The following is a 13952-nucleotide window of genomic DNA, read 5'->3' as shown; positions in this document are numbered from 1 at the left end:
AATCAATGTGTTAGATGCTGTTTTCGGCAAAACTCTGAAAAAAGCCACCGCGTTTTCCGGCACGGTGGCTTTTTATTTTTATTGTTGATCACCGATAAGGATGGATTCCAAGGCGATTTCAATCATATCGTTGAAGGTCAATTGACGTTCTTCGGCAGTGGTAAGCTCATGGGTACGAATATGATCGGAAACGGTACAAATGGTTAATGCTTTAGCACCGTATTCGGCAGCCACACCGTAAATCCCTGCAGCTTCCATTTCTACCCCTAAGATGCCGTATTTTTCCATAACATCAAACATGCTGGCATCCGGTGTGTAGAATAAATCAGCGGAGAATAAGTTACCAACGCGTACCTTAATGCCTTTTTGTTTTGCTGCAGCTACCGCGGCTTGTGCCATATCAAAATCGGCAATCGCTGCAAAGTCATTATCTTTGAAGCGGATACGGTTTACTTTGGAATCGGTACAAGCACCTAATCCGATAATTACATCGCGCAATTTCACATCCATGCGTACTGCGCCACAGGAACCGACACGAATAATTTTCTTCACGCTGTATTCGGTGATTAATTCTTTTGCGTAGATAGAGCATGAAGGGATACCCATACCGTGTCCCATAACGGAGATGCGACGGCCTTTGTAGGTACCGGTGTAACCTAGCATGTTACGCACATTTGTCACTTCTTGCGGATTTTCGAGAAACGTTTCGGCAATGTATTTTGCGCGTAGTGGATCGCCCGGCATTAATACGGCATCGGCGAACGCGCCGGCAGGTGCATTGATATGTGGAGTCATGATGTTTTCCTCTTTTAGTTGATGGTCAACTGAGTTTCGCAAACGTTTTCGTTTGCCCGAAAGTACAACACCACGAACGGGCCGTGGTGTTGTGGTGGTTCATGCAGCGGATTAACCTAAGACCGCGCCGCCTAATTCGATAAACAAACCAGCGATGGTTGCGCTCATTAAGTTGGCTAAGGTACCGGCAACCACTGCTTTGATACCGAGGCGGGCCACATCGCCACGACGATTTGGGGCCATACCACCAAGTCCACCAATAAGAATCGCGATTGAGCTGAAGTTCGCGAAACCGCACAAGGCGAAGGTGATGATTGCTTTTGTTTTTTCGGTTAATACCATCGGCGCTTCAGGGCCTAAGTATTTAGCAAATTCTAAGTAACCTACGAATTCGTTTACCGCTAATTTCATCCCGATCATTTGACCGGCAACGGCAGACTCATCCCAAGAAACACCGATTAAATAAGCTAATGGTTTGAATACCCAACCGAAGATGGCTTGTAGGGTTAAGTCGCCATAACCAAACCAGCCGCCGATACCGCCAAGCAAACCATTGATGAGGGCAATTAAACCAACGAAGGCGATTAACATAGCACCTACGTTTAAGGCTAATTGCATACCAGAGCTAGCGCCACCGGCCATCGCTTCAAGCACATTAGTCGGTTTTTCGGTGTCATCGCCTTCTGGTTGTTCATCTGTAAATTGTTCGGTTTGTGGGAAAAGAATTTTAGCAAATAACAAACCTGCCGGTGCAGCCATGAATGAGGCTGCGATTAAGTAGGTCAATGGGACGCCCATTCCCGCATAACCCGCCATTACGGAACCGGCGATAGACGCTGTACCACCCGCCATGATGGCGAATAATTCAGACTGAGTCATGCTTTTAATATAAGGACGAATGACTAAAGGCGCTTCGGTTTGACCTACGAAAATATTCGCAGCTGCGGACATGGATTCCGCTTTAGAAGTACCTAAGGCTTTTTGTAAGGCTCCGCCGATGATTTTGATCACCACTTGCATAACGCCTATATAGTAAAGCACGGAAATCAGACCGGAGAAGAAGACGATGATTGGCAACACCTTGACGGCAAAAATAAAGCCGGCGTTGGATGGATCGGCCAAACCGCCAAATACGAAGTTAATCCCGTCATTACCGTAGCCGATAACTTTGGATACGGCATCAGCAGTCGCATTCAACGCGTTTTTACCGGCCGGCACATATAAAATAAGGGCCGCAAATCCAACTTGGATTGCCAAGGCCCCTAAAACAGTTCGCAGACTGATCGCTCTGCGATTATTGGAAAATAACACGGCAATGGCCAGCAAGACGACCATGCCCAAGATGCTACCTAAAATACCCATTGGATTCCCCTAAATTGATATGATTTGCCGAGAAGATCGGCGGTTAAAATCGCCGTTTATTCTATGGTTTTTTAGGAGAAATGTCGATAAAACTAAGTTTTTTTAACAACCATAATAAAATCAATGGGTTATGCGTATTTTTGGCAAAAAATCGGATTTTTGAGGGGGCGTTTATAAAATGATGCTGAGATTGTTGAGCCCTTGCGTACGGGCGAATTCGCCTAAGGCTTGGGTTTGTTCGATACTTGGAATCAGCGGGCTGAGGCCGACTGCATCGCGCGTTCCTTGGTTATGGACGCGAATTAATTTAAATAACACATCTGGATAAGGACGGAGTAATTGAGCGGTTTTTTTAACCAACTCTTCAGCATCGAAAAAACCATTAATCAGTACTAATCGGACTTCTTCTACCTTATTTAAGGTAAGTAACTGCTGCAGATTGTGGAGATTACGGGTGAGATTTTGCGGGCGTAATGGGCGCTGTGGCAAGTTTGGTAAAACCCGTCCGGTACGATTTTGCCGATCAAAACAGAGGGCGCCAAGGCCTTCCCCATCACCTTTAAGATCGAATAAAAATTTATCGCATACTTCAATTAAAGGGCTGATTTTATCGAATTCAAAAAAGCCCGAAGAATCCAAGTAAATCGATAAACCTTGGGCGCGTAAGGCTTGGCAAAGAGGCAGTAGTTTTTGATGATGCAATGTGGGTTCGCCGCCGGAGAAGGTCACACCGCGGATAAATGGGCGGGCCTCCATGATTTGTTCAAATAGGTATTGTAGGCTGACCAATTTGGCTTCTGCGGTATAACGCGGAATGGTTTCCGGATTGTGGCAATACAGGCAATTGAGTTTGCAGCCTTGCAGAAATACTGCACAACGATTGCCCCGACCCTCCACATTAGAAAAGGGAATGATGCGGTGCAACGGTAGAGATATTTCTGCAAGGTTCATGCTTAAATGTTTTTCAATTTATCGGAATAGAGCACTAAGCAAAGCGCAATGACCATAATCAAAATAGCGCCGGCAAAGAGAATCGTATCGGTGGCACTATCATGGTTTACGATGATTAGGCGCAGCATGGCGGTAATCCCCGAATAGATAAAATAGCGTAATGGAAAATGATAGCCGCTTTTAAAATATTGCACGATAAGGCCAATAAAACCGAAATAGAGGAAAAACATTACGGCCTGTTCTGCCACATCATAGGGCACTACAGTTGAGCTGCTCAAGACAATAGTGGCCAGCTGGTAGGTTACTTTAGCTAAGGCGACGATAAGCACCACGCCCAATGCGATCAAGGCAAAGGAGAGGACGATTTTTAATACACCGGTCACAATTTGTGGCAGGCGTTCTTGTTGATTTTCTTCCATAAAAAAATACCTAGGGAAAATAAAAGGCGGCATTTTAATGGAAATGCCGCACGACGAAAAGAGGAAAAATAGGGCGTTTAATGAATATCAATGAATAGAATGGCAGCATCTAAATACAATAATCCCACATCGGCATTTTGGCCTGTAATAAAAATTGACGGGTACGTTCCTGCTGCGGATTATTGAAAAATTCGCTAGCACGATTTTGCTCTACAATTTGCCCTTGTTCCATCAGGATTACTCGATCAGCGACCTCTTTGGCAAAGTTGAGTTCGTGGGTCACAATAATCATAGTCCAGCCTTCTTGTGCCAATAATTTGAGCGTTTGTAGCACCTCTCCCACCAGCTCAGGATCCAATGCAGAAGTGGGTTCATCCAATAAAATTAATTGTGGCTCGACGGCTAAAGCGCGGGCAATGCCTACCCGCTGTTGTTGACCTCCGGACAGCTGCGATGGGTATAATTCGGCTTTATCGGACAGTCCGACTTTTTTCAACAGCGCTAGCGCCTTGTCTCTTGCTTTATCCTTGGCTATTTTCTGTACCGTGACCATGCCCTCCATCACATTTTCTAAGGCGGTGCGATGGGGAAACAAATTGTATTGTTGGAATACCATGGAAGTGCGACGACGTAGCGCCAGCTCATCAGCTTTATTGATTTTATGTGCAAAATCAATGTGCAGGTCAGCAAAATCCAATTGTCCCTGTTCCGGCCGCTCAAGCAGATTTAGACAACGTAAAAAGGTAGTTTTACCGGAACCGGAAGGGCCGATTAAGGTGACGACTTCACCTTTCTCAATAGAAAAATCAATCCCTTTTAGAACCGAATTGGCGTGGAACGTTTTGTTGATATTTTTTACCTGTAACATGTGCAATCCTTACAAATGACGGGAAAGCCGCATTTCCAAACGGTTTTGCAGCAGGGATAAAATAAAACAGAAGATCCAATAAATCAGCGCGGCTTCGCTATAAATTAAAATAAATTCGTAGTTAACCGCTGTGATATTCTGCGCCACCCGAAACAATTCTGCGACCAGTACCAAGGATGCCAAGGAGGTATCCTTCACCGTGCTGATAAAGGTATTAGATAGTGAAGGAACGGAAATTCTTAAGGCCTGTGGCATGATTGTGCGGAAAAATGCTTGCCGATAGTTCATACCAATGGCGTAGGACGCCTCCCATTGCCCTTTGGGTACCGCTAAAATCGCTGCTCGAATAGATTCGGCTGCGTAGGCGCTGATATTAATGGAAAAGGCAATGATTGCTGTCGGAAATGGTTCTAAGGTGATGCCGACTTCCGGTAATCCGTAGAAGATAATAAAAATCTGCACCAACATTGGTGTCCCACGGATAATTGAAATATATATTCGGCATAGTAACTGTAGAAATCGAATCAGACGGCCACCATCCGGAATGGTACGAATAATTGCCACACCAAGGGCAATCAGTACGCCATAGATAAAAGATACGATGGCTAGTGGAATGGTGTAGAGCAATCCGGCTTCCAACATAGGCCAAAACGAGTCGATTAGATAATCGGCTCGTTCGGCATTCATAAATGGTAATGAGGCCAGTAAATTATTGAGTAATGTCATCACCGAACCATTCAATTGAAAGCTGTTTCAAGGTGCCGTCTTTGCGCAGTTCGTCAAGTGCTTGATTAAACTGTTCTACCAATGGTTCTTCGCCCTTAAGGAAGGCAAATCCGGTCGGGATTTTATTTGGACTTTCAACGGCAATTTTTAGGCCGGCTTCCGGGTGTTGTTTAAAATAATCGAGTACCGCGATTTTATCGTTAACGGTCGCATCCACTCGGCCTTGTTTTACCAATTCTAAATTTTGCGCCAAGCTATCCACGGTGACGATAATCGCTCCATTATCGCGCGCATCTTTGCTCCAGTTACTGGTCGCCGATTGAGCGGATTTTTTGCCTTTTAGATCGGCGAAGGATTTAATGCTATCGTTATCGGCACGAGTCACCACCACACCGGCTGAATAGTTATAAGGTGCGGAATAGATATATTTTTTTAAACGTTCCGGACTCGGATTGGTCTGGTTGGCAATCACATCAAAACGTTTGGCATTAAGGCCCGCATACATGGCATCCCATGCGGTTTCTTTAAATTCTGGTTGTAGTTTTAGACGTTCGGCCACTTTACGTAATACTTCGATGTCAAATCCAGTTAATTTGCCAGTTTTGTCATGGAAAGTGAAAGGAGCGTAGGTGCCTTCGGTACCGACTAAAATGGTTTTGCTTTGATTTACCCGATCAGAAATTTCTCCGGCATTGGCTACGGAGCTAAAAATAAGACCGGCAGCGATCAATAGGCTGCTAAGAATAGATTTTTTCATCAATTGTTCCTTTTATTTATGGATAAGTTAGGCAGGATTGTAAAAGCAAAGTGACTAAATACAAAAGCGCTTTTATTTATGACTTATTGCAATTGGTTATAAATTTCGTAGAAAAAATAATCAGTTATAAAAAAGCGGTGTAGGCCGTTAAGCTCACACCGCACAACTTCTCTATTTATCTGGAGGGTATAGAATAGTTAGCCTTCGATACCTTCAAAAAGCGCCGTACTTAAATAGCGTTCAGCTGCAGAAGGTAAAATCGCAACAATCAGTTTGTCCTGGAATTCCGGTAATTTAGCCAAGCGATCGGCTACGGCTACTGCTGCACCGGAAGAAATACCGGCTAGAATACCTTCTTCAGCCATTAAGCGACGGGATGTTGCTAAGGCTGTTTCACTGTCCACGGTTTCTACGCGATCGATAAGGCTTAAATCTAAATTTTTCGGAATGAAACCAGCCCCGATACCTTGGATTTTGTGTGGGCCCGGTTTAACTTCCTGACCGGCCAAGGTTTGTGTAATAACCGGGGATTCGGTCGGTTCTACAGCAACGGATGTGATGGCTTTGCCATGATCCAGTTTAATCGCCCGGGAGATACCGGTAATGGTACCACCGGTACCGACGCCGGCCACGATCACATCCACTTGCCCTTCGGAATCAACCCAGATTTCTTCTCCGGTGGTTTTACGATGGATCTCCGGATTAGCCGGATTTTCAAATTGTTTTAGCATTACATAGCGGTTCGGATCGCTTGCTACAATTTCTTCTGCCTTGGCAATCGCCCCTTTCATTCCTTTTGCGCCTTCGGTAAGCACCAAATTCACGCCTAAACCACGGAGTAAACGTTTACGCTCTAAGCTCATGGTTTCCGGCATGGTAAGGGTAATTTTGTAACCGCGAGCTGCAGCGACATAGGCTAATGCAATCCCGGTATTGCCGCTAGTTGCATCGACGATTTCTTTATCTTTGGTGAGGATGCCATCTTTTTCTGCTTGCCATACCATGTTGGCACCAATACGGCATTTCACGCTAAAACTAGGGTTACGTCCTTCGATTTTTACTACGACATTACCGTTATGGCCAAAATGGTGTAAACGTACTAACGGTGTGTGGCCAATTGAATATGAGTTGTCTGCATAAATTGTCATTGTCTCTTCCTCGAGTGTGATTCGAATGTATTTGAATGTGGGAATTTATATCACCTGCTTTCAGATAAAAAAAATAGTTATTCGATCTATTTTATAACTAAATGATATTTTTGCGCTTTTTGTGACAAGTGGCGGAGTTGCTTTAAACACAGTAAAGTAGAGCGCAATTGAGCATCGTAATAGGAGCGGTTTGATATGCGGCTTGACGGAATTTTGGCAGAGAAAATAGTGAAACGGGCGATGAAAATTATTGGCCATTCGGTCAATGTAATGGATGAGCAAGGTATTATTATTGCTTCCGGTGATATCCGCCGATTACGTCAGTTGCACACCGGTGCTGTGCTGGCATTACGTGAAAATCGGATAGTGGAAATTGATGATGCACTAGCTCAAAAATGGAATTTTGAAGCTCAACCCGGCATTAACTTGCCTATTCGTTATATGGGAAAAAATATTGGCGTAGTTGGTATTTCAGGCAATCCCGATAAGCTTAAAGATTATGCTGAGCTAGTGAGAATGACGGCTGAACTGATTGTTGAGCAAGATGCTTTAGTCGAACGGCAAAGTTGGGAGCGTCGTTATAAGGAGGAATTTATTTTACAGCTGATCAAAGGCAACCTTTCCCAGCAAGAAATGGTTCGTCAAGCTGCATTTTTTGCCTTCTCTCTAGATTTGCCACGGGTTGTGCTGCTTATTAAATTGCTTAATCCGAATGTGGAAAACCTGCAACATTTAGTCAATTATTTGGAGCAATCCGAACCTTCACAGGAGGTGGCAATATTATCCTTGGATCAAATTGTGGTGTTGCAACCATTAAAATTATTTAATTTAGATAACACCTTACTACCGTCGGAATATTTGGATTGTGGTTATAAGGTAGCGGTTGGTGTCCGTTTGGCGGAGGCCGGCGGCGATGCCTTGAGCCTGTCTTATCGTACGGCCTTAACCACTCTCGATTATGGTCTCAAACACCATCCTCGCAAACAGTATTACTTATTTGAAGATTATCGTTTGCCGGTGCTGTTGGCCGGTTTGACCGATTCTTGGCAGGCGGAGGAATTATTAAAACCCTTGGCTCCGCTTCGAATGCCGGAAAATAAAGTTCTGTTGAAAACCCTGCAACAATATTTTTTAGCAAATTGTGATCCACTTCTCAGTGCGCAGAAACTGTATATTCATCCTAATACATTACGTTATCGTCTCACTAAAATTGAGCAGGTAACCGGCTTATCTTTCAATAACATAGATGATAAGTTGAGTTTCTATTTAGCGATTGTTCTGGGCATTTAATTTGTATTATTTAACTAAATTTGCATTGTTTTAAGTGGTTATTTTGTACTTTATAACAGCGCAATTTATCTCTTCATTTTGCATACTCCGAATATCTTAGTTGATTATCGGAGGTTTCTATGACGACCGTATCTGCCCTAGGTGCATTAGCAGCGCTGATTGTGGCAATTTTCTTAATTTTGAAAAAAGTTTCACCCGCTTACGGCATGTTAGTTGGGGCATTAGTTGGTGGTCTTATCGGTGGTGCCGATCTATCACAGACCGTCAGTTTGATGATTGGTGGTGCACAAGGAATTACCACCGCGGTCATGCGTATTTTAGCGGCCGGGGTATTAGCCGGAGTGCTGATTGAATCCGGTGCAGCGAATACCATAGCCGAAACAATTGTGCGAATTTTAGGGGAAACCCGAGCATTATTGGCATTAATTTTAGCGACTATGATTTTGACTGCAGTTGGTGTATTTGTGGATGTGTCCGTAATTACCGTATCCCCAATTGCATTGGCGCTCGCCCGCCGCACAGATTTATCCAAACCAGCAATCCTCTTAGCGATGGTAGGTGGTGGTAAAGCCGGTAATCTAATGTCTCCGAATCCTAATGCGATTGCGGCAGCGGATACCTTCCACCTGCCGTTAACATCGGTCATGATGGCGGGCATTATTCCGGCAATTTTTGGTTTGATCCTGACGTATTTCTTGGCTAAACGTTTAAGAAATAAAGGTTCTCGAGTATTGGTAGAAGAAGTGGTTAGCGTTGAAACGCAACATTTACCATCCTTTGGAACTGCCCTGATTGCACCATTAGTCGCGATTCTATTGCTTGCGCTTCGACCATTAGCGGATATTAAAATTGATCCTTTAATTGCCTTACCGCTTGGCGGTTTAATCGGTGCATTATGTATGGGGAAATTGCGCCATGCTAATAGTTATGCAATAAGCGGTTTAGGCAAAATGGCTCCGGTAGCGATTATGTTACTTGGTACGGGGGCATTAGCCGGTATTATTGCGAATTCGGGCATGAAAGATGTGTTGATCGAAGGATTAAAACATTCTGGTTTACCTTCTTACATTCTTGCTCCAATTTCCGGTGCTTTAATGTCCTTGGCAACTGCATCGACTACAGCAGGTACCGCAGTGGCCTCCAATGTGTTTAGTTCCACTTTATTAGAACTTGGTGTGAGTAGCCTGGCCGGCGCAGCAATGATTCATGCAGGGGCGACCGTATTTGATCATATGCCGCACGGTTCTTTCTTCCATGCAACAGGCGGTAGTGTGAATATGGATATGAAAGAACGTTTAAAACTCATTCCTTATGAAAGTGCGATCGGTTTACTTATGACTATCGTCTCTACGTTAATTTTCGGTGTATTTCATTGGTTCTAGGAGGATGTATGAAAATTGTTATTGCTCCCGATTCATTTAAAGAAAGCTTAACCGCGCTAGAAGTCGCAAGCGCGATTGAAATCGGTTTTAAACGCATTTTCCCAAATGCCGAATATGTGAAATTACCGATGGCGGATGGTGGTGAAGGTACCGTGCAATCCTTGGTCGATGCGACTCAAGGGCGTTTAGTTGAAACAGTAGTAACAGCCCCGCTAGGCAATCGGGTACAAAGCTTTTTCGGTTTATCCGGTGATGGACACACCGCCATTATTGAAATGGCAGCGGCCTCCGGGTTGCACCTGGTGCCAATGGAGAAACGAAACCCTTGTCTAACCACCAGTTTTGGTACCGGGGAGTTGATTAAACAAGCTCTTGATCTCAATGTGCGACATATTATTTTAGGGATTGGTGGAAGTGCAACAAACGATGGCGGCGTCGGCATGCTGCAGGCATTAGGTCTACGTTTGTTGGATAAAGACGGCCAATCTATCGGCTTTGGCGGCGCGGAATTGGCGAATATTACAGAAATCCAAACGGACGGCTTAGATCCAAGATTACAGCAGGTACAAATTGAAGTGGCCTGTGATGTGAATAATCCGCTTTGTGGTGAGCGTGGTGCTTCTGCGATTTTTGGACCACAGAAAGGTGCCACAGCCGAAATGGTAAAACAACTTGATGCCGCGTTAGCGCATTTCGCCGCGATTACCGAACGGGATTGTGGCAAACAGATTAGAGAGCAAGCAGGCGCCGGTGCAGCAGGTGGTATGGGTGGTGGTTTATTGCTCTTGCCACATGTGCAACTGAAAGCTGGAGTACAAATCGTATTGGATAATCTGAAATTGGCTGAGCAAGTCAAAGATGCCGATTTGGTGATTACCGGTGAGGGCCGCATGGATGCGCAAAGCATCCTGGGTAAAACCCCGGTGGGCGTCGCGCGGACAGCCAAACAGTTTAATAAGCCGGTGGTGGCTATTGTGGGCTGTTTACGTGAGGATTATGATGTGGTGTATGAACATGGTATTGATGCTGTATTCCCGATTATCCGTAGCCTTGGTGATTTACCAACTATTCTCAAACAGGGTGAGCAGAATTTAATTTCAGCCGCAGAAAACGTAGCCCGTTTGATGGCGTTGCGGAATAATCCTGGTTTTTAATCTAATGTCAATAAAATCAATGGGTTATATGTTGTTTTTGGAAAAACTCAAGAAACTGATAGGGCATTTGGGATAAAAAAAGAGCCAATCTGACGATTGGCCCTTTGCATTAACAAGGATGTGACTCCAAGGATTATAATGTGATTCTGTCCCGATTTTTTTCCAAGGTGGCTTTACCGATACCTTGGACTTCCAGCAGTTGTTCTACTGCTGTGAAATTACCATGTTTTTCACGGTACTGAATAATCGCTTCGGCTTTTTTTGCTCCGATGCCGATCATTGCTCGTTGAATTTCAGCAGCACCAGCGGTGTTAATATTAAGTTTACCCGCTACATCGGCTTGGCTTTGCTGCATGGTTTGTGCTGTGCTTTCCGCCACTTTATCTTCAGCTAAGGCGTTATTGGATAGCATTGCACTAGCCACGATGCAGGCTCCAAAGAGAGTTTTTAATAGTTTCATACAAACATTTCCTTCAATTAAGCAAAAAGTCTTGTTGAATCATTCAACGGTGTCTATTTTTACGGAAATGCTATATTCGCTCCAACTTCTCGCCCACAGTTTGGAATACGAATCACAAAATGAGTTGAATTAAGCCGGAAAACTATGGGTTAACGCACAACGACTGCGGTTCCGCTGGCGATGACCATAAACATACTTTTGACACCAACGGTCGTGTAATTGATTTCCACTCCAACCACTGCATTGGCACCTAGGGCTTTTGCTTTTTTTTGAATTTCTTCCAAAGCATCTTCTCTAGCTCGGGCTAAACGCCGCTCGTACACTGTCGAACGGCCACCGATAACATCGGTGATAGAGGCAAAGAAATCACGGATAAAATTCGCGCCGGCAACAACTTCACCGAATACGATTTGTTTATATTCAACAATCTGTTTGCCTTCAATTTGTTGAGTTGTAGTAATGATCATCTATTTTCCTTATGCACCTAATTGACGTTTGAGTTGGGCTAATGCGCGGGCGCGGTGGGAAATTTTTTTCTTCTCAGCGGTTGCGAGTTCCGCAAAGCTTAAGCCGCATTCCGGGCTAAAAAAGAGTGAATCATAACCAAAGCCATTTTCCCCCTTTTCGGTAAAGAGAATCTCGCCTTGGCATTCACCTTGCGCAATAATTGGTGAAGGATCCGTTGGGTGGCGTAGTAAGACAATGGTGCTGACAAATTTAGCACCACGTTGAGCCGATGGCAGAGAGCCTAATTCAGCTAATAATTTAGCTCGATTGGCAGCATCAGCTTGTTCGCCATCAACTCCAGCATAGCGTGCAGAGTAAAGTCCCGGTGCGCCATTTAGGGCCTCAACGACTAAACCTGAGTCATCGGAAATGGCCGGTAACCCGGATTTTTCAGCGGCATAGCGGGCTTTTAAAATGGCATTTTCTACAAAGGTGAGACCAGTTTCCTCAGGACTATCGATACCAAGTTCTGTTTGTGCGATTACATCAAAACCAAATTCGGCTAATACATCAGCCATTTCTTTTACTTTACCGGGATTACCGGTTGCTAGTACGATTTTCTGTTTCATAGTATCTCCTTTAAAAAAGGGCGTCTGATGATACGCCCTCGGGATTAATTTACTGCTTTAATACGGAGTTCTTTTGGGACTTCGAAGAACATATTTTCTTCTAAGCCCTGTAATTCTTCAATGGTGGTTGCACCAAAATCACCAATACGGTTAATCACCGATTGGACTAATTCTTCTGGAGCCGAGGCACCGGCGGTGACACCAATAGTTTGAACATCATCAAACCAATCGGCATGGATATCGTTAGGATCATCGATCAGTTTAGATTTAACCCCCATACGCGAGGCCAATTCCGCTAAACGGTTGGAGTTGGAGGAATTTTTGGAGCCCACCACAATCACTAAATCACATTGCTTGGCTAATTCACGCACTGCTTCTTGACGGTTAGTGGTAGCATAACAAATGTCATTTTTGTGTGGACCTTGAATTGTCGGATATTTTTCCTTCAGTGCGCTGATCGTCTCAGCGGTATCATCCAAGGATAGGGTAGTTTGGGTCATAAAGGTGAGGTCATCATTTTCCCGTAGCGGAAGGCGGGCGATATCTTCCACGCTTTCAATCAGATAGATACCACCATCTTGGTTGCTGTATTGTCCCATGGTTCCTTCCACTTCGGGATGACCTTTGTGACCGATTAAAATTGCTTTGGTGCCTTTACGACTAGCGCGGGCAACCTGCATGTGGACTTTAGTTACTAGCGGGCAGGTCGCATCAAAGACTTTCAAATTGCGTTCTTTGGCTTCTTGGCGTACAGCTTGGGATACACCGTGAGCGGAGAATATGACAATAGCGCCATCCGGTACTTCGCTTAATTCTTCCACAAAAATTGCACCACGCTCACGCAAGCCGTTCACTACAAAACGGTTATGTACGACTTCATGCCGTACATAAATCGGAGCGCCATGAATTTCCAATGCTAGTTCTACGATACTGATGGCTCGATCCACTCCGGCACAAAAACCACGCGGGTTGGCTAGGATTATTTTCATGCTTGTTCGCCTTGTGTTTTTGCTTTGTCGCTTTTAAATGCATCAATGGCTAATAAACCGGCACCGATACAGATGGCGATATCGGCCACATTGAATACCGGATAATGCCAATCGCGCCAATAAAAATCTAAAAAATCCACTACGAAACCATGATAGAGACGATCCACCATATTGGCTAATGCACCTCCGATAATCAGGGCATAGGCGCTATTTTGTAGTCGCTGAGCAATGCTGTTCTTTTTCAGGAAATACACCAGCATCAATGAAATTATTACAGCCAGTAGAACAAAGAAATATTGTTGCCAACCATTATGATCGGCTAAAAAACTAAAGGCCGCACCATAGTTACGCACGTAGGTGAGATTAAACATTGGCAGCACATTTAAACTTTCATACAAGTCGAATTTTTGTAACACAATATATTTGGTTAATAAATCAAGTACGAAAGCAGCCACACTGAGCCAGAGAAAAGACAGACCGGATTTGGTTTTCGCCATTACTACATTCCTAACAAAATGTAGGGGCGTACCGCATACGCCCCAAATAATAGATTAAAGGGCGTATGCGATACGCCC

16 protein-coding genes are annotated in these 13952 nt (G+C 44.4%); 3 read left to right on the top strand and 13 right to left on the bottom strand.

Annotation, left to right across the window (positions count from 1 at the left end; translation table 11 throughout):
• Positions 1-78: 78 nt before the first annotated feature.
• The 8 genes from deoD to cysK all read right to left on the bottom strand — a co-directional run bounded on the left by deoD (position 79) and on the right by cysK (position 7026).
• Complete coding sequence (deoD, locus tag CKV74_RS01785) at positions 79-795, bottom strand: purine-nucleoside phosphorylase (RefSeq protein WP_007243521.1); 717 nt, start codon at positions 793-795, stop codon at positions 79-81.
• Between the two features lie 111 nt (positions 796-906).
• Positions 907-2157 carry a NupC/NupG family nucleoside CNT transporter gene (locus CKV74_RS01780; RefSeq protein WP_095176661.1) on the bottom strand — a complete coding sequence of 417 codons (1251 nt, stop codon included), beginning with the start codon at positions 2155-2157 and terminating at the stop codon, positions 907-909.
• Positions 2158-2328: 171 nt separating this feature from the next.
• Positions 2329-3108, bottom strand: a complete 780-nt coding sequence (locus CKV74_RS01775) for a 4Fe-4S cluster-binding domain-containing protein (RefSeq protein WP_007243513.1) — start codon at positions 3106-3108, stop codon at positions 2329-2331.
• A 2-nt stretch (positions 3109-3110) separates the two neighbouring features.
• Positions 3111-3527 (bottom strand): phosphate-starvation-inducible protein PsiE, encoded by a 417-nt coding sequence (psiE, locus tag CKV74_RS01770; RefSeq protein ID WP_007243517.1) that lies wholly within the window; start codon positions 3525-3527, stop codon positions 3111-3113.
• 109 nt (positions 3528-3636) lie between these two features.
• On the bottom strand, positions 3637-4395 hold the full coding sequence (locus CKV74_RS01765; RefSeq protein ID WP_007243506.1) for an amino acid ABC transporter ATP-binding protein: 759 nt from the start codon (positions 4393-4395) through the stop codon (positions 3637-3639).
• Between the two features lie 9 nt (positions 4396-4404).
• The gene (locus tag CKV74_RS01760; protein WP_007243503.1) at positions 4405-5121 is read right to left on the bottom strand and encodes an amino acid ABC transporter permease; all 717 of its coding nucleotides are present in this window, start codon (positions 5119-5121) and stop codon (positions 4405-4407) included.
• On the bottom strand, positions 5105-5878 hold the full coding sequence (locus CKV74_RS01755) for an amino acid ABC transporter substrate-binding protein (RefSeq protein WP_095176660.1): 774 nt from the start codon (positions 5876-5878) through the stop codon (positions 5105-5107). Before CKV74_RS01755 ends, CKV74_RS01760 begins: the two co-directional genes overlap by 17 nt.
• A 197-nt stretch (positions 5879-6075) precedes the next feature.
• Positions 6076-7026 carry a cysteine synthase A gene (gene cysK, locus CKV74_RS01750; RefSeq protein WP_007243495.1) on the bottom strand — a complete coding sequence of 317 codons (951 nt, stop codon included), beginning with the start codon at positions 7024-7026 and terminating at the stop codon, positions 6076-6078.
• Positions 7027-7221: 195 nt separating this feature from the next.
• Here cysK and CKV74_RS01745 point away from each other — a divergent pair, with 195 nt between their 5' ends.
• The 3 genes from CKV74_RS01745 to CKV74_RS01735 all read left to right on the top strand — a co-directional run bounded on the left by CKV74_RS01745 (position 7222) and on the right by CKV74_RS01735 (position 10852).
• A complete protein-coding gene (locus tag CKV74_RS01745; RefSeq protein WP_095176659.1) occupies positions 7222-8316 on the top strand; it encodes a sugar diacid recognition domain-containing protein in 1095 nt (364 codons plus the stop codon).
• A 119-nt stretch (positions 8317-8435) separates the two neighbouring features.
• Positions 8436-9698: a GntP family permease gene (locus CKV74_RS01740; RefSeq protein WP_007243487.1), complete on the top strand. Its 1263-nt coding sequence runs from the start codon at positions 8436-8438 to the stop codon at positions 9696-9698.
• A gap of 8 nt (positions 9699-9706) precedes the next feature.
• A complete protein-coding gene (locus tag CKV74_RS01735; RefSeq protein ID WP_007243485.1) occupies positions 9707-10852 on the top strand; it encodes a glycerate kinase in 1146 nt (381 codons plus the stop codon).
• Between the two features lie 133 nt (positions 10853-10985).
• On the opposite strand, the gene CKV74_RS01730 is transcribed toward CKV74_RS01735, so the two are convergent.
• From CKV74_RS01730 to lspA, 5 genes are all read right to left on the bottom strand, one after another.
• On the bottom strand, positions 10986-11312 hold the full coding sequence (locus tag CKV74_RS01730; RefSeq protein WP_007243523.1) for a ComEA family DNA-binding protein: 327 nt from the start codon (positions 11310-11312) through the stop codon (positions 10986-10988).
• A gap of 149 nt (positions 11313-11461) precedes the next feature.
• Entirely contained in the window at positions 11462-11779 is a 318-nt protein-coding gene (locus CKV74_RS01725) for a heavy metal-binding domain-containing protein (RefSeq protein WP_095176658.1), read from the bottom strand.
• A gap of 9 nt (positions 11780-11788) precedes the next feature.
• The gene (gene rdgB / locus CKV74_RS01720) at positions 11789-12388 is read right to left on the bottom strand and encodes an RdgB/HAM1 family non-canonical purine NTP pyrophosphatase (protein WP_095176657.1); all 600 of its coding nucleotides are present in this window, start codon (positions 12386-12388) and stop codon (positions 11789-11791) included.
• Positions 12389-12432: 44 nt separating this feature from the next.
• Positions 12433-13377, bottom strand: coding sequence for a 4-hydroxy-3-methylbut-2-enyl diphosphate reductase (gene ispH, locus CKV74_RS01715; RefSeq protein ID WP_007243507.1), 945 nt, complete (start codon positions 13375-13377; stop codon positions 12433-12435).
• The gene (gene lspA / locus CKV74_RS01710) at positions 13374-13874 is read right to left on the bottom strand and encodes a signal peptidase II (RefSeq protein ID WP_007243516.1); all 501 of its coding nucleotides are present in this window, start codon (positions 13872-13874) and stop codon (positions 13374-13376) included. The genes ispH and lspA overlap by 4 nt, the downstream gene beginning before the upstream one ends.
• Between the last annotated feature and the right edge of the window lie 78 nt (positions 13875-13952).

Source organism: Haemophilus pittmaniae (genome assembly GCF_900186995.1).
Classification (GTDB): Bacteria; Pseudomonadota; Gammaproteobacteria; order Enterobacterales; family Pasteurellaceae; genus Haemophilus_D; species Haemophilus_D pittmaniae.
This window is presented reverse-complemented; position numbering and strand designations above follow the sequence as displayed.